The sequence below is a fragment of the Xanthobacter versatilis genome, assembly GCF_043193975.1.
Taxonomy (GTDB): Bacteria; Pseudomonadota; Alphaproteobacteria; order Rhizobiales; family Xanthobacteraceae; genus Xanthobacter; species Xanthobacter autotrophicus_E.
Genome location: NZ_JBAFVB010000001.1, coordinates 32,645 through 49,410, shown reverse-complemented (window position 1 = coordinate 49,410; position 16,766 = coordinate 32,645). Strand labels below are relative to the sequence as shown.

The 16,766-nt window shown below is 67.0% G+C and carries 16 protein-coding genes; 4 read left to right on the top strand and 12 right to left on the bottom strand.

Features of this window, described 5'->3' with window-relative positions:
- Window positions 1-157: 157 nt before the first annotated feature.
- Window positions 158-619 (bottom strand): HPP family protein, encoded by a 462-nt coding sequence (locus tag V5F66_RS00205; protein ID WP_041575179.1) that lies wholly within the window; start codon window positions 617-619, stop codon window positions 158-160.
- A 148-nt stretch (window positions 620-767) separates the two neighbouring features.
- The gene (gene cls, locus V5F66_RS00200; RefSeq protein ID WP_394092936.1) at window positions 768-2,213 is read right to left on the bottom strand and encodes a cardiolipin synthase; all 1,446 of its coding nucleotides are present in this window, start codon (window positions 2,211-2,213) and stop codon (window positions 768-770) included.
- A gap of 244 nt (window positions 2,214-2,457) precedes the next feature.
- Here cls and V5F66_RS00195 point away from each other — a divergent pair, with 244 nt between their 5' ends.
- The 4 genes from V5F66_RS00195 (at window position 2,458) to V5F66_RS00180 (ending at window position 6,154) form a co-directional block, all read left to right on the top strand.
- Window positions 2,458-2,772, top strand: a complete 315-nt coding sequence (locus tag V5F66_RS00195; protein ID WP_041576389.1) for a hypothetical protein — start codon at window positions 2,458-2,460, stop codon at window positions 2,770-2,772.
- Between the two features lie 121 nt (window positions 2,773-2,893).
- Entirely contained in the window at window positions 2,894-3,541 is a 648-nt protein-coding gene (locus V5F66_RS00190; RefSeq protein ID WP_394092935.1) for a DUF2239 family protein, read from the top strand.
- A gap of 19 nt (window positions 3,542-3,560) precedes the next feature.
- Window positions 3,561-4,010: a DUF1330 domain-containing protein gene (locus tag V5F66_RS00185; protein WP_394006195.1), complete on the top strand. Its 450-nt coding sequence runs from the start codon at window positions 3,561-3,563 to the stop codon at window positions 4,008-4,010.
- Window positions 4,011-4,123: 113 nt separating this feature from the next.
- The gene (locus V5F66_RS00180) at window positions 4,124-6,154 is read left to right on the top strand and encodes a YgiQ family radical SAM protein (RefSeq protein ID WP_394002471.1); all 2,031 of its coding nucleotides are present in this window, start codon (window positions 4,124-4,126) and stop codon (window positions 6,152-6,154) included.
- 47 nt (window positions 6,155-6,201) lie between these two features.
- On the opposite strand, the gene V5F66_RS00175 is transcribed toward V5F66_RS00180, so the two are convergent.
- From V5F66_RS00175 to V5F66_RS00130, 10 genes are all read right to left on the bottom strand, one after another.
- Window positions 6,202-7,593: an RsmB/NOP family class I SAM-dependent RNA methyltransferase gene (locus V5F66_RS00175; protein WP_394092934.1), complete on the bottom strand. Its 1,392-nt coding sequence runs from the start codon at window positions 7,591-7,593 to the stop codon at window positions 6,202-6,204.
- A 198-nt stretch (window positions 7,594-7,791) separates the two neighbouring features.
- Window positions 7,792-8,640 carry a fumarylacetoacetate hydrolase family protein gene (locus V5F66_RS00170; RefSeq protein ID WP_394092933.1) on the bottom strand — a complete coding sequence of 283 codons (849 nt, stop codon included), beginning with the start codon at window positions 8,638-8,640 and terminating at the stop codon, window positions 7,792-7,794.
- Window positions 8,641-8,720: 80 nt separating this feature from the next.
- Window positions 8,721-9,923, bottom strand: a complete 1,203-nt coding sequence (locus V5F66_RS00165; RefSeq protein WP_041576385.1) for an MFS transporter — start codon at window positions 9,921-9,923, stop codon at window positions 8,721-8,723.
- A 145-nt stretch (window positions 9,924-10,068) separates the two neighbouring features.
- Window positions 10,069-11,103 (bottom strand): 4-hydroxy-2-oxovalerate aldolase, encoded by a 1,035-nt coding sequence (dmpG, locus tag V5F66_RS00160; protein ID WP_012112958.1) that lies wholly within the window; start codon window positions 11,101-11,103, stop codon window positions 10,069-10,071.
- Window positions 11,103-12,050 (bottom strand): acetaldehyde dehydrogenase (acetylating), encoded by a 948-nt coding sequence (locus tag V5F66_RS00155; protein WP_394092932.1) that lies wholly within the window; start codon window positions 12,048-12,050, stop codon window positions 11,103-11,105. The genes dmpG and V5F66_RS00155 overlap by 1 nt, the downstream gene beginning before the upstream one ends.
- On the bottom strand, window positions 12,047-12,853 hold the full coding sequence (locus V5F66_RS00150) for a 2-keto-4-pentenoate hydratase (RefSeq protein WP_394092931.1): 807 nt from the start codon (window positions 12,851-12,853) through the stop codon (window positions 12,047-12,049). The genes V5F66_RS00155 and V5F66_RS00150 overlap by 4 nt, the downstream gene beginning before the upstream one ends.
- Before the next feature lie 6 nt (window positions 12,854-12,859).
- On the bottom strand, window positions 12,860-13,726 hold the full coding sequence (locus V5F66_RS00145) for an alpha/beta fold hydrolase (protein WP_394092930.1): 867 nt from the start codon (window positions 13,724-13,726) through the stop codon (window positions 12,860-12,862).
- 1 nt (window position 13,727) lies between these two features.
- The gene (locus V5F66_RS00140; protein ID WP_012112954.1) at window positions 13,728-14,288 is read right to left on the bottom strand and encodes a flavin reductase family protein; all 561 of its coding nucleotides are present in this window, start codon (window positions 14,286-14,288) and stop codon (window positions 13,728-13,730) included.
- Window positions 14,289-14,305: 17 nt separating this feature from the next.
- Window positions 14,306-15,499 (bottom strand): acyl-CoA dehydrogenase family protein, encoded by a 1,194-nt coding sequence (locus tag V5F66_RS00135; RefSeq protein WP_012112953.1) that lies wholly within the window; start codon window positions 15,497-15,499, stop codon window positions 14,306-14,308.
- A gap of 44 nt (window positions 15,500-15,543) precedes the next feature.
- The gene (locus tag V5F66_RS00130) at window positions 15,544-16,485 is read right to left on the bottom strand and encodes a 3-carboxyethylcatechol 2,3-dioxygenase (protein ID WP_394092929.1); all 942 of its coding nucleotides are present in this window, start codon (window positions 16,483-16,485) and stop codon (window positions 15,544-15,546) included.
- Window positions 16,486-16,766 lie beyond the last annotated feature (281 nt).

Genomic DNA, 16,766 nt, shown 5'->3' with positions numbered 1-16,766 from the left:
CCCTGGATCACGGCTCTGGGCTGTTGTTTCGATGGGTGTTCGTGACGCGAACCGAAACGCAACCCGCGTCCTTTGCCGCCACCTCAACAGACGGCACCGGGAGAGATGCGCGGGGGACGGTCCGACCACCCCTTGCCTGCAACCACCCGCTCCGGACCTACCACCAACGCAAAGGCCAGCTGCCCCGCCGCGCCAGATTGTGCCAGCCGAACGCATACAGCGACAAAAGCACGGCACCGAGGCCCACCGGCACCAGCAGGAAGCCCGGTTTCATGGCCTCCATCACCACGATGATCGGATTGATCGCGGCCGGGGGATGCATGGTTCCGCTGGCCCGCATGGCCACCATGGCGAGCCCCACCGCCGCCGCGGCGGCAGGCTCGGAAGGCCCAAAGGCGGCAAGCATGGCCAGGCCCACCAGCGTCGAGACCAGATGACCACCCACCAGCGCCCGCGGCTGGGCGGCCGCGGCTTCGGGCATGCCCAGGACCAGGACGATGGAGGTGACGAATGGAATGAGAGCCAGAGGCGTCTCGCCGAAATAGGCGGCAACTTCCATCGCCGCGACTGCCAGCGTTCCGCCCAGCCCCTGCCAGCACCACAGCAGCAGCGTGCGCAAGTCCTTGCCAAAGACGGTACGCGTTGGAGCGGAGGTATCGGATGAGGCGCTGGGGCGTGGCGCGGAAGTGGGCATGCCTTAATTTACATCAGCGCGTGCGCCGTTCGCAAATACCAATCCGACGGCTTGGCCCCCCGGCATCGCGCACCTACAGGACCGGCCCGAGCATGGCGATGGCATTGTTCCAGAGCCGCCGCCCCACGCTGTAGGCGTCCACTTGCGCCCGCGTCACCGGCGTTGCGGCATCGAGGAACACCTGCTGGCGGGCCCGGACCGCGCGGGTGAAGGCTTCGTCGTGCAGGAGCATGTTGTTCTCCGCGTTCAACTCGAAGCTGCGGCGATCGATATTGGCGGAGCCGATCAGGGTCACCTCGCCGTCGAGGGTGAGCGTCTTGGCGTGCAGCAGGCCGCCGACATATTCGCGGATTTCCACGCCCGCCTCCAGCAGGTCGCGATAATAGCTGCGGCTGGCGGCTGCCACGATCCAGGAATCGTTGCGCCGGGGAAAGACGATGGTGGTCGCGACGCCACGCCGGGCGCTGGCGCACAGAGCGGCCTGGAGCGGCTCATCCGGGACGTAATAGGGCGTAGTGATCACCAGTTCGCGCCGGGCCGCATTCATCAGCGCGACGAACGTCTCCGGCATGGCCGAATAGCGCACGCCGGCGCCCGAGCCGATCACCTGCGCGACGAAGCCCGGGACCTGGGCAGGCAACGGCTCGGCAAACAGGGACGCAAGATCCTCGTCGGTCTGCGCCATCCAGTTGCTGGCGAACAGATACTGGTTCTGCCGCACCACCGGCCCCTCAAAGCGGGCCATCACATCGACCCAGGGCGCGAACCGGGCCTTCACCGCGAAGGCGGCGTCGGCGCAATTCTGGCTGCCGCAATAGGTGATGGTATTGTCGATCACCACGATCTTGCGGTGATTGCGCATGTCGATCCGGCCCTTGAACAGCCGCAGCAGGGGATTGCCCACCGGCAGCGCCGCCGCCAGCCTCACCCCGCTCGTCGCCATGTCGCGCCAATGGGCGGAGCGGATCAGCGCCCGGGAGCCGAGGTCATCGGCCATGGCCCGGCAGACGACGCCGCGCGCGGCGGCGCGCTTCAGCGCCTCCATCACCTTCAGGCCGCTCCCGTCGGCGAGCCAGATATAGAACAGCACATGCACGCTGTGCCGCGCGGCATCGATGTCCGCGACCATGGCGGCGATGGCCGCCGCGGAATCGGGCAGCAGCACCGCCCGGTTGCCGGCCACCGGCACGAAGTGGTTCACCGAATAGCCGACCCGGAACAGCGGCACGCAGCGTTCGGGGACCATCGCCTCGGCGGACGCTCCGGCCACGTCCGGAGCGGGCGGCAGGGCCTTCAGCGCCGCGCGCAGCCGCTCGATGGGCTTGCGCCCCAGATTGACCTCGCCGAACAGGATATAGGCCAGGACGCCGACCACGGGCGCGAGCAGGATCACCAGCACCCAGGCAAACCGCGAAGAGGGCTCCCGGTGGGGGCGCAGCAATGCGCGGACGATGAAGACAAGCTGGAGGCTCGCGTGGGCCGCAAACAGCATCCAGGCGAGGACGGCGGAATCATGCATGTCGCGGCACACGCTTGAGCAAAGCAGCCCGCATTAAACCATGTTCGGCGCCTGCGCGAACGCCGCGCGCGCTGCGGCGCATTGCGACGCGGCCGGATGAGCGGGCAAACCGGAGCCCCGTGATCGCAACGGCGCCGGCCATGGCAACAAACGTCCGGCCCACCCGCCCATTGCCCAGGCCCGCGCCTGCGCCATGATGGAGGCCACCGGTCATCTGACCGCCCTCCCCCGTCCCGGGCTTCCCATGCAGCACATCCTCACGGCCTTTTCCGCCCTCGACCCGCTCATCGCGCTCGGCGTGTTCGTCGCCACGGCGGCGACCGATGCCTGCTATGTGGCCTTCACTTCGGCCGTGGTGGCGCGCAAGCGGCTCTCGGCCGCCAACTGGTCCAGCGTCTGGTACATGCTCTCGTCCTTCGCCGTGATCAGCTACACGGAGAACTGGGTGTATGTGGTGTTCGCGGCGGCGGGGTCATGGGTCGGCGCATTCCTGTCGCTGACCCTCCTCCATCGACCCGGAACGGCACCGGCGCCCATCGGCTCCTCCCCGCCGGAGTGATGCGCGTTCAGGGGCGGACATCTGCAGCCGTATGGCGGTGGGATTATTTTATCCGGGTAATATTGACGGGATAAATTTACCCGGGTATTAAATGCGCCATCCCTTGCTTGATGAGCGTGCCATGATCAATCCCCCAACCAAGCCCTGCACGGCCTTCGAAGGCCATCGACTGCTGCTCTCGGGCCCGTTGGCCGAAGTCGCCCTCGCCGTTCGACGATCGGCCGAGACCAAGGCGGCGGAGACAATCCTCGTCTTCGACGATGGCACCGGTCGCATCGTCGATCTCGATCTGCGCGGGACAGATGCGGAGATCGTGGAGCGCCTGTCGCGGCCTGCGCCAACCGTCGTCGGCCGCCATCGCCCACGGGCCGACGCGCCCTCCGAAGCGGTCCCGGACGAGGCTGAAGGCCCGAAGGGGCGTGGACGGCCGAAGCTGGGGGTGATCGCCCGCGAAGTGACCTTGCTGCCGCGCCAGTGGGACTGGCTGTCTGCCCAGCCGGGCGGCGCCTCCGCCACCTTGAGGCGCTTGGTGGACGACGCCCGCCGGACCACAAACCCACGGCAGCAAAAGCGCGCCGCCCAGGAGACCGCCTATCACTTCATGCAGGCCATCGCAGGCGATCTGCCCGGCTATGAAGAGGCAACACGCGCCCTTTTCGCGGACGATCGCCCGGTGTTGGAAGAGCGGATCGCCGACTGGCCCAAGGATGTTCGGGCCTATGTGCTGCGCCTGGCGTTCGGCCCGGCCGATCACGCGAACTCAAACTGACAGACGGTGGGCAGATGCCATGAACGCGTCCGACACCATCGGCTATCTCGAGCCGACGCAAGAGGCCGGCCGGCTCTTCCTGCAACGCGGGTTCGTGGGCAACGTCGTCATGTTGAACCTGCTGCGCTTCCGGGATGTCGCAGACTATTCGGACCATCCAGGCCTTGCGCCCGCCGGGCCGATCAGTGGCTCGGAGGCCTTCGACCGCTATATCCGGCATACGCTGCCCCATCTGCGCGCGAGCGGCGGCGACGTGCTGTTTCTCGGCTCGGGAGGCCCGTTCCTGATCGGCCCCGACAATGAGAGATGGGACAGGGCGATGCTGGTACGCCAGACGAGCGTCGCCTCCTTTCTCGCCTTTGCCAGTCACGATGCGTATCTCGCCGGCCTTGGTCATCGCACGGCGGCCTTGGAAGATTCCCGCCTTCTTCCCCTGTCGGAAATGCCGCTCCAACCAGACGGCCGATAGCTGTTTCGGCTTCATTCGCGCCGGCTCCGTGCGGCCATGGGCAAGGGTCTGGGTCCGCGGCTCCGGGCATGGTGAGTTGAATTCGCCGGGGTGGAGCCTTATGCGTGGACGCCATGGACACCCACGCCGACGCCGCAAAACCCTTGAGTTCCTTGTCCCGCCACCGGCCGCAGTCCCACACGGCGGCGCCGTTCCTGCCCATGAGCCGCGCCGAGATGGCCGCGCTCGGCTGGGACGCCTGCGATATCGTGCTGGTCACCGGCGACGCCTATGTGGATCATCCAAGCTTCGGCATGGCCATCATCGGCAGGCTGCTGGAAGCCCAGGGCTTCCGCGTCGGCATCATCGCGCAGCCCGACTGGCAGTCGGCGGAGCCGTTCAAGGCGCTGGGCAAGCCGACCCTGTTCTTCGGCGTCACCGGCGGCAACCTGGACTCGATGGTCAACCGCTACACGTCCGACCGCCGGCTGCGCCACGACGACGCCTATACGGCCGGCGGCGAGGGCGGAAAGAGGCCGGACCGCTGCACCATCGTCTACACCCAGCGCTGCCGCGAGGCGTACAAGGACGTGCCCATCGTGCTCGGCGGCATCGAGGCCTCGCTGCGCCGCATCGCCCACTACGACTACTGGTCCGACAAGGTGCGCCGCTCGATCCTGGCGGACGCCAAGGCGGATCTGCTCCTCTACGGCAATGCCGAGCGTGCCGTCGTGGAGGTGGCGAACCGCCTCGCCGCCGGCGAGGCGCCGCGCGATCTGAATTCCATAAGGGGCGTCGCCCTGTTCCGCCGCGTGCCGGAAAATTACACTGAGTTGCATGCCGACGATCTCGACTCCTCCGATGACGGGGCTGCCCGCCGCCCCGGCGACGTGGTGATCCGGCTGCCGGCGTATGAGCAGGTCGAGCAGGACAAGGAAGCCTATGCCCGCGCCTCCCGCGTGCTGCACCGGGAGAGCAATCCCGGTAATGCGCGCCCGCTCGTGCAGCGCCACGGCGATCGCGACCTGTGGCTGAACCCGCCGCCGATCCCGCTGACCTCCGCCGAGATGGACGCGGTCTACGACCTGCCCTACGCCCGCGCGCCGCATCCCTCCTACGGCGATGCGAAGATCCCGGCCTGGGACATGATCAAGTTCTCGGTGACCATCATGCGCGGCTGCTTCGGCGGCTGCACGTTCTGCTCCATCACCGAGCACGAGGGCCGCATCATCCAGAACCGCTCGGAGGGCTCGATCCTGCGCGAGATCGAGCTGATCCGGGACAAGACCCCGGGGTTCACGGGCGTGATCTCGGACATCGGCGGGCCCACCGCCAACATGTACCGGATGGCGTGCAAGGACCCCAAGATCGAGGCGGCGTGCCGGCGGCCGTCCTGCGTCTTTCCCGACATCTGCCCGAACCTGAACACCTCCCACGACGACCTGATCCGGCTCTACCGGAAGGTGCGCGAGGTGGAGGGCGTCAAGAAGGTGATGGTCGCCTCCGGCGTGCGCTATGACCTGGCGGTGAAGAGCCCCGAATATATCAAGGAGCTGGTGACCCATCACGTCGGCGGCTACCTGAAGATCGCGCCCGAGCACACCGAGCGCGGCCCGCTCGACAAGATGATGAAGCCGGGCATCGGCACCTATGACCGCTTCAAGGAGATGTTCGACGCCGCGGTGAAGCAGGCCGGCAAGAAATACTATCTCATCCCGTATTTCATTGCCGCCCATCCGGGCACGACCGACGAGGACATGATGAACCTCGCGCTCTGGCTCAAGAAGAACCGCTATCGCGCAGATCAGGTGCAGACGTTCCTGCCCTCTCCCATGGCCACGGCCACCGCCATGTACCATACCGGCGTCAATCCGCTGCGGGGCGTGCGGCGGGGGGCGAGCGACAAGGTGGTGACGGTGACGGGGCTGCGCCAGCGCCGCCTGCACAAGGCGTTCCTGCGCTACCACGATCCCGAGAACTGGCCGCTGCTGCGCGAGGCGCTGAAGCAGATGGGCCGCGCCGATCTGATCGGCTCGCGCCCCGACCAATTGGTGCCGGCCCACCAGCCGCCCGGCACCGGCAAGGCCGCCGGCACGCGGCGCCCCGTGCGCAGCACCGCCGGGACGCAGCGTTTCACCACCAAGGGCGTTCCCATCCGCAAGTAAAGGTCCGGTGGGCAGGCGGGGTTTCCCGCATTGCCGGGCGACGATTTTTACTCGGGCGCTGCCGCGGGCTCACGCTGCAGGACGGCGGCGAAAAAGCCGTCCGTATCGTGGCGCGCCGGCGTCAACGACAGGTGATCCGGATGCGCCGAACCGGTCAATTGTGGAGCAGCCTCGCGCACCGGCATGACATGAAAGACGGGATAGGCCGCAAGGAATGCCGCCACCTGGGCCTCGTTCTCCTCCGGCAGCATGGAGCATGTGGCGTAGACGAGCCGCCCGCCGGGCTTCACCAGCCGCGCGGCGCTGGCAAGGATACGAGCCTGCAGCGGCAGGAGATGATCGAGCCCCGCCTCCTGCTGCCGCCAGCGGGCATCGGGATTGCGCCGCCACGTGCCGGTGCCGCTGCATGGCGCATCGACCAGCACGCGATCGAAGCCGCCCTTGTGGCGCTTCACCCAGCGATCGGTTTCGCTGGCCAGGGGCCGGGTCTCGATGTTGTGGAGGCCTGCACGCCGGAACCGCTCGGCGGCGCGCTTCAGGCGGCCATCCGAGACATCACAGGCAATCACGTGGCCCTTGTTCGCCATCTGCGCGGCAATGGCCAGCGTCTTGCCGCCGGCCCCGGCACAGAAATCCACCACCCGTTCGCCCGGCCGCGCATCGACCAGCATGGCAACGAGCTGCGAGCCCTCATCCTGGATCTCCACCTCGCCGCTCTTCAGCATGGGCAGGCTGGCCAGCGAGGGGCGCTCCTTCACGCGGATGCCAAAAGGCGCCAGGCGGGACGGCTCGGCCTTCAGGCCAAGATCGCGCAGCGCGCGCAGCATCGCCTCGCGCGTGGACTTGACCGGATTGACGCGCAGATCGAGCGGAGGCGGCGTCAGAAGCGCGGCCATCTCGCGCTCGAACGTGTCATCGAAACGCCGCCGCAAGGGCTCGACCGCCCAGGACGGACATTCAAAGCGCACCTCGTCCGGCATGGCCGGGTGGTCGATCGTGCACCCCTGCAGTTTGAGCAGCAGCGCGCGCTCATGATCGGTCAAAACGGCAGGCGCGAATTTTCCACCGCTGAACAAGCCATGGATCTGGTCCGGCGTCTTGCTTCCGGAGGTCTTATTCCCCGAGGTCTTACCCCCCAAGGCCGTGCCCCCATCAAGCGCAAGCCATGCCAAAAGCCGGTTGCGCGGCACGTCCGGACGCCCGTGCTTTGCCAACCACCAGACTATTCGCGCGTGATGCCGCAGTAGCGCATAGAGCAGATCGTAGATCTGGCCGCGATCCCTGTCTCCGATTTGGCGTCGGGCTCGAAACCACGCCGAGACGACAGCATCGGCGGGGCGCGCGACACTGTCGACTTCATGCATCAGTTCGAGAGTAGCTTGCAGACGGGCGGCGGGAGTCACAGGAGAGACGATCAGGCTGGAAAACGGCGGCACCATAGATGAAGGCACTGCCGCTGACTATGGATTCGCACGTCTCCCAGACTGTGCCTGTGGGGGCAACATGAGGAGCCTCCCCAGCGTCCGCGCGACCGGCCCCGAGCTTCCAGCGATGGCGAGCGCGGCGCCAGGGCCGAGGACCGGAATGGCACGTGTTGCCCCGCCTGTGTATTTTCTTCTTCAAGTCTCAAACAGGCATCAAGCCCAGGCCCGCACCCGTTGCCTCTGGGTTCCGAGCTTCTCGATGCCCAGTTCCATCACGTCGCCGGCCTTCAGGTAGATCGGCTCCGGCTTCTGCCCCATACCCACGCCCGGCGGCGTGCCGGTCGTAATCACATCGCCCGGAAACAGGGTCATGATGCGGCTGATGTAGCTCACCAGCGTCGCGACATCGAAGATCATGGTGCGGGTGTTGCCGCTCTGCATGCGCCGTCCGTTGACGTCGAGCCACAGGTCCAGCGCCTGCGGATCCTGAACCTCATCGGCAGTGACGAGATAGGGCCCGATCGGCCCGAAGGTGTCGAAGCCCTTGCCCTTGTCCCACGTGCCGCCGCGCTCCAGCTGGTATTCGCGTTCGGACACGTCGTTCACCAGGCAATATCCCGCCACATGGCCCAGCGCCGCGTCGGGCGTGACGTAGCGTGCGGTCTGTCCGATGACGATGCCCAATTCGACTTCCCAGTCGCCCTTGGCGGACGCCGGCGGAAGGACCACGTCGTCGTTGGGACCGACGATGCAGCTCGTGGCCTTGGAGAAAATGACGGGCTCGCTGGGAAGAGCCATGTTGGCCTCGGCGGCATGGTCTGCATAGTTCAGGCCGACGGCGATGAACTTGCCGACGTTCCCCACCGGGCACCCCAGGCGCGGTTCGCCCTCCACCACCGGCAGCGTGGACAGATCGAGAGCGGACAGGCGCGCAATGCTGCCCGGCGAAAGCACATCCCCCGAGAGGTCGGCGATCACGCCGGAGAGGTCGCGGATGCGGCCGGCATCATCGAGGACGCCCGGCTTTTCGGTGCCGGCGGGTCCAAATCGCAAGAGCTTCATTTCATGTTCCTTCCCTGGAGGTTTCGAGCATCCCGCCCGCGCTTGCGGCCCCCCGGCTGCGCCAGGGGGCGAGGCGTGGATCAGGCTAGGGCGGGGCGAAACCGCCGGGCCACCAGGGCGAGGGTGCCCAGCCCGCACGCCAGGATGATGGGCACCAGGACCAGCATCACGTCGGCCGGCGTGCTGCCCTGCGCCACCAGCACACCCGCCAGCAGCGGACCGGCCATGGAGCCGAGACGCCCGACGGCGACCACGACGCCCACACCGGTGCCCCGGATCTCCGATGGGTAGCATTGCGGGGCGATGCCGTAGAGGATCGACTGCACGCACAGCACGCCCACGCCCACCAGGGTCACGGTGACGAGCATGGTCGCGAGCGCTGGCGGAAGCAGGCCCAGCATCGCAAGGGCGGCGGCCACGAAGGCGAAGCTGGCGCCGATGGCCACGACGCGCTGGCTGCCGTCGAGGACCCGCCCGCCGATGAGGCTGCCCACGGTGCCGCCGAGGCTGTAGAGGATCAGCGCCAGCGAGGCCTCGCTACGCGAAAAGCCCTGCCCCACCAGGAGCTGCGGCAGCCAGTTCATCAGCAGATAGACCACCATCAGGCCGAGGAAGAAGGCACTCCACAACAGCACCGTGGTGACCATGGCGTCGGGACGGAACACCTCGGTCCACGGCGTCTTCCGCTCCGAAGTGCTCGCCACCGTCTTCAACGGCGGCAGGCCGGCATAGATGAAGGGGACAAGGAGCAGCGGCAGGATGCCACCCACGAGGAAGATGGAACGCCAGTCGCCGCCATGCAGATCGAGCAGGGCGACAAGGCTCGCCACCGCGGCCCCCAACGGCATCCCGGCATACATGATGGCCACCGCGCGCCCCTTGCGCTCCGGGCCGACGGCTTCCGAAGCGATGGACACGAGGTTCGGCAACGCGCCGCCGAGCCCGACGCCGGTGAGGAAACGCAGCGCGATCAGCATCTCCACCGAAGTCGAGAAGATGGTGGCGATGGAGGCGACACCGAAGGCCGCCAAAGCAATGACGAGCCCGGCGCGCCGCCCCCAGCGATCGGCCGTATAGCCGCCCACGAGCGCGCCGAACATCAGCCCGAAGGTAGCGGCGGAAAAGAACAGCCCCATCTGCTGGGGCGTCATGTGGAACGCCGGCCCGATCTTGGGGGCGGCGATGCCGGCCGCTTGCAGATCGAAGCCTTCGATCACGGCGGCAAGCGAGACGTAGACAAGCGCCCTGCTTCCCGCAGAGGCCGATTTCAATGCAATCGTCATGTTCATTTTCCTCCCGTCTGGTGCGACCCGTTGCGGCCAGCGTTCATGGGTCCGCCGATGATCCCCGGCGGTTTCAGGTTGTGTCGCGGACACGGCAGGGCGCATCCCGCACGGGGTGCGCCCTGCCGGACTTGCGATGCGGTTGTCAGGCGACGGCGGCCTTCGCCTCGGCGAGGTCTAGGGCAACGTCGACGATCATGTCCTCCTGTCCGCCCACCATGCGGCGGCGGCCGAGTTCGGAGAGGATTTCCCGGGTGTCCACGCCGTAGGTCTGCGCGGCGTTCTCCGCGTGGCGCAGGAAGCTCGAATAGACCCCGGCATAGCCCAGCGAGAGGCTCTCCCGGTCCACCCGCACCGGGCGGTCCTGCAGCGGGCGCACCAGATCATCGGCGGCGTCCATCAGCGCGTAGAGGTCACAGCCGGTGTCGATGCCCTTGCGGTTGAGCACCGCGATGAGTGCCTCCAGCGGCGCATTGCCCGCCCCGGCGCCCATGCCGGCCAGCGAGGCATCCACGCGCACGGCGCCGGCCTCGATCCCCGCCACCGCATTGGCGATGCCGAGCGTGAGGTTGTGATGGGTGTGAACGCCGATCTCGGTTTCGGGCCTGAGCGCGTCGCGCAGGGTCTTCACCCGCGCCGTATAGTCTTCCGGCAGCAGGGCACCGGCGGAATCCGTCACATAGACGCATTCCGCGCCGTAGCTCTCCATGAGCCTGGCCTGCTCCGCGAGGGCCTCGGGCGGGATCATGTGGGCCATCATCAGGAAGGTCGCCGTGTCCATGCCCAGCTCACGGGCTGCCTCGATGTGCTGGCGCGACACGTCAGCCTCGGTGCAATGGGTGCACACGCGCACCGAGCGCGCGCCGGCCTCATAGGCATGCTTGAGATCATGCACCGTGCCGATGCCCGGAATGAGCAGCACGGTGACCACGGCATGGCTGCATTCCTCCGCCACCGCGGCGATCCACTCGGCGTCGTCATGGGCGCCGAAGCCGTAGTTGAAGGTGGAGCCGGTGAGGCCGTCGCCGTGGCTGATCTCGATGGCGTCCACCCTGGCCCGGTCGAGGGCCCGGGCGATGGCTCGCGTCGCCGCAAGGTCGTACTGGTGCCTGAGCGCGTGCATGCCGTCGCGCAGGGTCACATCCTGGATGTAGAGCTTGTCTTTGTTGGGACGGGCCATCACGCGGCCTCCTTCGCAAGCCTGCGCGCGGCCCAGCGATCAGCGGTCACCAGCGCGGCAGAGGTCATGATGTCGAGGTTGCCGGCATAGGCCGGCAGATAGTGGGCGGCGCCCTCCACCTCGAGCAGGATGGTGGTCTTGAGGCCCGAAGCAGTGCCGATGCCGGGGATGCGCACCGGCGCGTTGTCGCCGATGACCTCGAACTGCACCTTCTGCTTCAGCCGATAGCCGGGAACGTATGTCTTCACCGTCTCGGCCATCTCAAGGATGGAGGCCTCGATGGCCTCCCGGTCGCCGCCCTGGCTGAGGGTGAAGACCGTGTCGCGCATAATCAGGGGCGGCTCGGCGGGATTGAGGATGATCAACGCCTTGCCGCGCTCGGCCCCGCCCAGCACCTCGATGGCCTTCGAGGTGGTCTCGGTGAACTCGTCGATGTTCGCCCGCGTGCCCGGGCCGGCGGACTTCGAGGAGATGGAGGCGACGATCTCCCCGTAGACCAGGCGCTTCACCGCCCGCTTCACGGCATAGACCATCGGGATGGTGGCCTGGCCGCCGCACGTGACCATATTCACGTTGGGCTCTTCGAGATTGGCATCGCCATTGATGGCCGGGATGGTGAAGGGTCCGACCGCCGCGGGAGTGAGGTCGATCACCTTCTTGCCGTCCTTCTGGAGCAGCGCATTGTTGGTGAGGTGGGCCTTGGCGGAGGTGGCGTCGAATACCACGCCGATCTCGGCGTAATTGGGCAGGCGGCGCAGCCCCTCGATGCCCTCGTGGGTCACCGGCACGTTGAGGCGCGCGGCGCGGGCGAGGCCGTCCGACTTGGGATCGATGCCCACCATGGCCCCCATCTCCAGGTGCCGCGACGTGCGCATGATCTTGATCATCAGGTCGGTGCCGATGTTGCCCGAGCCGATGATGGCGGCTTTGATCCTGGGCGTGCTCATGCCTGCTTCTCCGAGGTGCTGAGGGTCCCGATGGAGACCTTGACCGAGCCGAGACCGGCGATCCGCGCTTCGAGAACATCGCCCGGCGCGACCGGAACCATGGGGCCGAGGGCGCCGCTGAGCACCACATCCCCGGCCGTGAGGGGCGTGCCGAGGCGGGCGCAAGTGCGGGCGAGCCACAGCACCGCGGTAAGCGGATTGCCAAGGCAGGCCGCCCCGCCGCCGAAGGAGGCGGCGACGGCGTTGCGCTCCAGCACCATGCCGACGCCGGCAAGGTCCATGTCATCCAGCCGGCGGATGGGTCCGCCCACCACATAGACGCCGCTGGAGGCGTTGTCGGCGATGGTATCCGAGATGCGGATGTCCCAGTTCTTCACCCGGCTGCCTACGATCTCGATGGCCGGAGCCACGTAATCGATGGCCCGGCAGACCTCGGTGGGGGTGACATCCGGCGCGGCGAGGTCCGACTTCAGGACGAAGGCGACTTCCGCCTCCGCCTTCGGCTGGAGCAGGCGGGCGAAGGGCACTTCCTCTCCGTCGCCATACTCCATGTCGGCGAACAGGACGCCGAAGTCCGGCTGATCGACGCCGAGCTGCTGCTGGACCGCCCGCGAGGTCAGGCCGATCTTGCGCCCGACCAGGCGCCGGCCGCCCTCGACGGCACGCCGAGTATTGAGAAACTGGACCTCATAGGCGGCCTTGAGGTCGAGGCCGATCAGGTCCCGCACCGGGTCGCAGGGCGCGCCCGTGAGCGTCGCGTCGGACAGCCGGTCCGCCGCCTCGATGATCTGCTGTGCGCTCATCTGAAATCACCTTGAAAGAAATTCGAGCACGAGCGCGTTGAACGCCTTCCAGTGCTCCCACTGGGCCCAGTGCCCGCAATTGTTGAAGACGTGCAGTTCCGACTTCGGGATGCCGGCGATGAGGCGCAGGCCCACATCCATGGGCACGAAGCGGTCGTTGCGGCCCCAGATGACCAGCGTCGGCGCCTCGATCTCGCCGAGGCGGGGGCCGAAATCGGGATATTGCTTGGGATTGGCCGCAAAGCTCGCGACGAAGTTGTCCAGATGATCCCGGCGCTTCAGCATGTTGTCGAGCCGCGCCTGGAACAGTTCTTCGGTAAGGTCGCCGGGATCGAAGACGAAGACATTCATCATCGCCTTCAGGTTTTCGATCGTCGGCGAGCGGTAGAGCCCATTGAGCAGCTTGATGCCTTCGGTGGGCATGGGGGTGAACGGGCTGACGCCGCCCGTGCCGCCACCCATGAGCACCAGCTTGCCCACCCGCTCGGGATGGTCGAGGGCGAAGGCCACCGCGCTGTGGCCGCCCATGGAATTGCCCAGGATATGGATGCGCGAGAGGCCGAGCGCATCCACCACGCCGGCGAGCACCCGTGCATTCAGGTTCGAGCGCGAGCCAGTGTTGACGATGGTGTCGCTCTTGCTCCAGCCGGGGCAATCCACGAGGAGCACCCGGAATCCGGCCTCCACCAGCGGCGTGATGTTGCGGTTGAAGTTGGCCCAGCCCGAAGCGCCGGGGCCGGAGCCGTGCAGCATCACCACGGTCTCACGGGCATCGCCCGGATCGCAGTCGTTATAGTGGATATTGAGTTCGCCCTCGCCTTCGCGGACGCGGACGAAGCGGCTGGTTTCGGATTCGGTGAAGGACTGGCTCATCTCACGCTTCCAGGGGGCTGACGCGACAGAAAGCGCCGTTCACATAGATCAGCGGCTCGCCGCCCGGCGGCTCGGAGGCATGAAGCACCTCGCACAGCAGGGCGTGATGGGTGCTCTCGTCGAATACCTTGACCACGCGGCAGTCGAACGTGGCGAGCGCACCCTCAAGCACGGGCGCGCCGGAGACGCGGCTGTGCCAGTTGCCATGCTCGAAGCGGGCGGGGCCGAACACCCCCTCCACCATGCCGGCGAACACCTTGGCGAGATGCGCCTGGCTGGCGGCGAGCACGTTGATGCACAAGGCGCCGCTGGCCAGAATGGTGTCCGCGGCGGCCACCTTCTTGTTGACCAGAACCACCATGCGGGGCGGATCGACAGTGACCGAGCACACCGCCGTGGCGGTGAGCCCCACCACGGTCTCGCCGTCGCGGCTGGTGATGATGGACACACCCGATGCCAGGTGGCGCATGCCGGAGCGGTGGTCATCCGCGCTGACGGTGGGCAGCTCGCGCAGGGCTTCGTTCGACGCCCAGTCAAGGCGCTGGTTGATGTTCTGTGTCATTGAAGGAGCCCCCCTGCTCACGGCCGAACGCCGAACGGGTTCGCCGCCGGCATGGGATTGCCGAGCATCTGTCCGCCGAGGAGATCGCCGATATTGTCCTGGTTCTGGGTGATGTGGTTCGCCCCCACGAGGATGTCGCGCAACTGGCGCTGCATGGGGTTGTTCAGCCAGACGCCGCGCGTCGATGTCTTCTTGAAGATCATGTGCGCGGCGTCGAAGCATTCGCCGCCGGTGAACTGGTTGGTGGCGAAGTGGCGCACGCGCACGTCGATGGGCACCAGTTCGCCGCGCTCGGCAAAGCTCCAGGCCTCGTCGGTGTTGTGCAGGATACGGGCGGCCGCGCCCAGGATCTTGGCGGAGGCCTCGCCCAGCCGGCCCTTGATGAAGGGGTCGTTCACCGCCGCGCCGACGGCCTGGTTCAGGTTCTGCCGGGGCTTCATGTGCTCGACGTAGAGGTCCACCATGCCGCGGGCCATGCCGACGATGACCGAAGACACCGCCGCATAGAACACATAGAAGAACGGCATTTTGTAGAGATTATCCACGTGGCCGTGGGTCTCCTCGCCGTAGGCGGCGATGACGTGGCTGCGATAGGACGGAACGAACGCTTCCTTCACCACCAGCTTCTTGCTGCCGGTGCCGGCGAGGCCCACCACGAACCAGTCATCGACGATCTCGAAATCGGACTTCTGCACCCAGAAGGAGCGGAACACCTGCTCGCCATTCTCCGCCACGCGACCGCCGAGGAAGGCGCCGCCCTCCGCATGGTCGCAGCCGCTGGAGGTGAGCCACTCGCCCTTCAGGACATAGCCGCCATCCACCGCCGTCACGGTTCCGAACGGGGCGTAGGAAGACGAGACCAGCCGGCTCGTGTCCTCGCCCCACAATTCGTCGCCGCAGCGCTGGTCGAGCAGGCCCACCTCGAACGGATGGACACCGAGGACCATCACGTTCCAGGCGCTGGACGGGCAGCCGCGGGCGAGCTCCATCAGCACCTTGTTGAGCACGTTGGGGCTCATTTCGTAGCCGCCCCAGCGGCGCGGCTGGAGGATGCGGAAGAAGCCCGCATCCTGGAACGCCTGGATGGTCGCGGCCGGCACCATCCGTGCCTTCTCGACCGCGTCGGCCTGCTCCCGCAGCCAGGGCACCATGGCCTCCGCGCGGGCGACAATCTCGGCCTCGGTGGGCGTGCAGCTTGATCTGTCCAACATCCTGATTCTCCTGGCGTTCCTCGCTGGGCTTCGCATGCACGCTGTCAGCGTGGCTCGGCGCTCATGACGCCGTAGCCGGCGATCCATTCATTGATCGGGCGGTAGTAGTCGCGGTGCGCGCTGTAGCCGCCCCGGGCCGCCGCAAGCGCCGCGAACGCCGCCACCCAGGTGCGGACCTCATGGGTGGAGCGGCCGGCTTCCTTCGAGATTTCCTCGATGCTGAAGTCGTCCACGGCGTCGAGCCGGGCATCCAGCAGAAGGTCGATGAAGGCCTGATCCCACTCGGCATTGAGAGGGGTCTGCGCGGACAGCTCGGTGCCGTAGATCTTGCCGGCGGCGATGGTGCGCTCCTGCCGGGCCGCACGCGCTTCGGGGGTGGGATTGCGCCCGCAGATCAGGAATTCGCCGATGGCTTCGGGCGCGCCCTCCAGAAGCGGCACCGGAGGCTCGTGGGACAGCCCGCCGGTGCCCAGCACCAGCACCCGCTTGTCGAGGGTGGCGATGAATTGTCCGACCACTTCGCCGAGGCGGCGGATCCGCCGATAGGGCGCAAAGGGGGGCGCCACCGAATTGATGATGATGGGGATCACCGGATAGCGCGTGAGACTGCCGGTCAGCTCTTCCAGGGTCTGGGTGCAGCCGTGATCCACCTGCAGGCGATGGGACAGGGAGATGTCCACGTCGTGATCGAGGATGAAGCGCGCCAGCTCGAGCGCCAGATCGCGCTCCACCGAGAGCGGACCCGGCAATGTCATGTAATCGCCGACCGACTCCGCCGCCGTTGCAATGACGAATGGCGGCATCAGATCGTAGAAGAGGCCGTTATAGTGATCCGGCGCGAAAATCACGATCAGCTCGGGGTCGAATGCTTCCACATCGGCGCGGGCGCGGGCCAGCACCGCATCGACTTCGGCGATCACCTCCGGCGCGGGATCGTTCAGGCCACGCAGAGGCGTGTGCGAAAGGCACTTGAGCTTGATGGTCATGATGGCTCCCTCGACCGTGGAAGCTGCTGGCCCACGGCAATGCCTGGCCCGCTCCTCCCTTCCCGGTCGCGTTCTTCGTTTTGAGCGGGGTCACCTTATGAGCGCCGGTGCCGAAGAAGGAACACCAAACCATGACACTGTGCACTGAGTGCACAGGACTGTTTCTAAACGGCTTTTTTAGCGATCAGGGTAACGCGGCGCCCCGCCGGCCAGTGCCGGAATTCAGCAATTGCGCGCGTTTCCCGCGCATGCAGTGACCTCAGCGGGCACCACGCACCGGT

What these genes read in the sequence shown, in the direction of transcription:
- V5F66_RS00175 (WP_394092934.1), bottom strand. Translation starts at nt 7,593, where the DNA reads ATGGTGCCGCCGTTTTCCAGCCTGATCGTCTCTCCTGTGACTCCCGCC.
- V5F66_RS00180 (WP_394002471.1), top strand. Translation starts at nt 4,124, where the DNA reads ATGGACACCCACGCCGACGCCGCAAAACCCTTGAGTTCCTTGTCCCGC.
- V5F66_RS00165 (WP_041576385.1), bottom strand. Translation starts at nt 9,923, where the DNA reads ATGACGATTGCATTGAAATCGGCCTCTGCGGGAAGCAGGGCGCTTGTC.
- V5F66_RS00195 (WP_041576389.1), top strand. Translation starts at nt 2,458, where the DNA reads ATGCAGCACATCCTCACGGCCTTTTCCGCCCTCGACCCGCTCATCGCG.
- cls (WP_394092936.1), bottom strand. Translation starts at nt 2,213, where the DNA reads ATGCATGATTCCGCCGTCCTCGCCTGGATGCTGTTTGCGGCCCACGCG.
- V5F66_RS00190 (WP_394092935.1), top strand. Translation starts at nt 2,894, where the DNA reads ATGATCAATCCCCCAACCAAGCCCTGCACGGCCTTCGAAGGCCATCGA.
- V5F66_RS00185 (WP_394006195.1), top strand. Translation starts at nt 3,561, where the DNA reads ATGAACGCGTCCGACACCATCGGCTATCTCGAGCCGACGCAAGAGGCC.
- V5F66_RS00155 (WP_394092932.1), bottom strand. Translation starts at nt 12,050, where the DNA reads ATGAGCACGCCCAGGATCAAAGCCGCCATCATCGGCTCGGGCAACATC.
- V5F66_RS00140 (WP_012112954.1), bottom strand. Translation starts at nt 14,288, where the DNA reads ATGACACAGAACATCAACCAGCGCCTTGACTGGGCGTCGAACGAAGCC.
- dmpG (WP_012112958.1), bottom strand. Translation starts at nt 11,103, where the DNA reads ATGGCCCGTCCCAACAAAGACAAGCTCTACATCCAGGATGTGACCCTG.
- V5F66_RS00150 (WP_394092931.1), bottom strand. Translation starts at nt 12,853, where the DNA reads ATGAGCGCACAGCAGATCATCGAGGCGGCGGACCGGCTGTCCGACGCG.
- V5F66_RS00135 (WP_012112953.1), bottom strand. Translation starts at nt 15,499, where the DNA reads ATGTTGGACAGATCAAGCTGCACGCCCACCGAGGCCGAGATTGTCGCC.
- V5F66_RS00145 (WP_394092930.1), bottom strand. Translation starts at nt 13,726, where the DNA reads ATGAGCCAGTCCTTCACCGAATCCGAAACCAGCCGCTTCGTCCGCGTC.
- V5F66_RS00170 (WP_394092933.1), bottom strand. Translation starts at nt 8,640, where the DNA reads ATGAAGCTCTTGCGATTTGGACCCGCCGGCACCGAAAAGCCGGGCGTC.
- V5F66_RS00130 (WP_394092929.1), bottom strand. Translation starts at nt 16,485, where the DNA reads ATGACCATCAAGCTCAAGTGCCTTTCGCACACGCCTCTGCGTGGCCTG.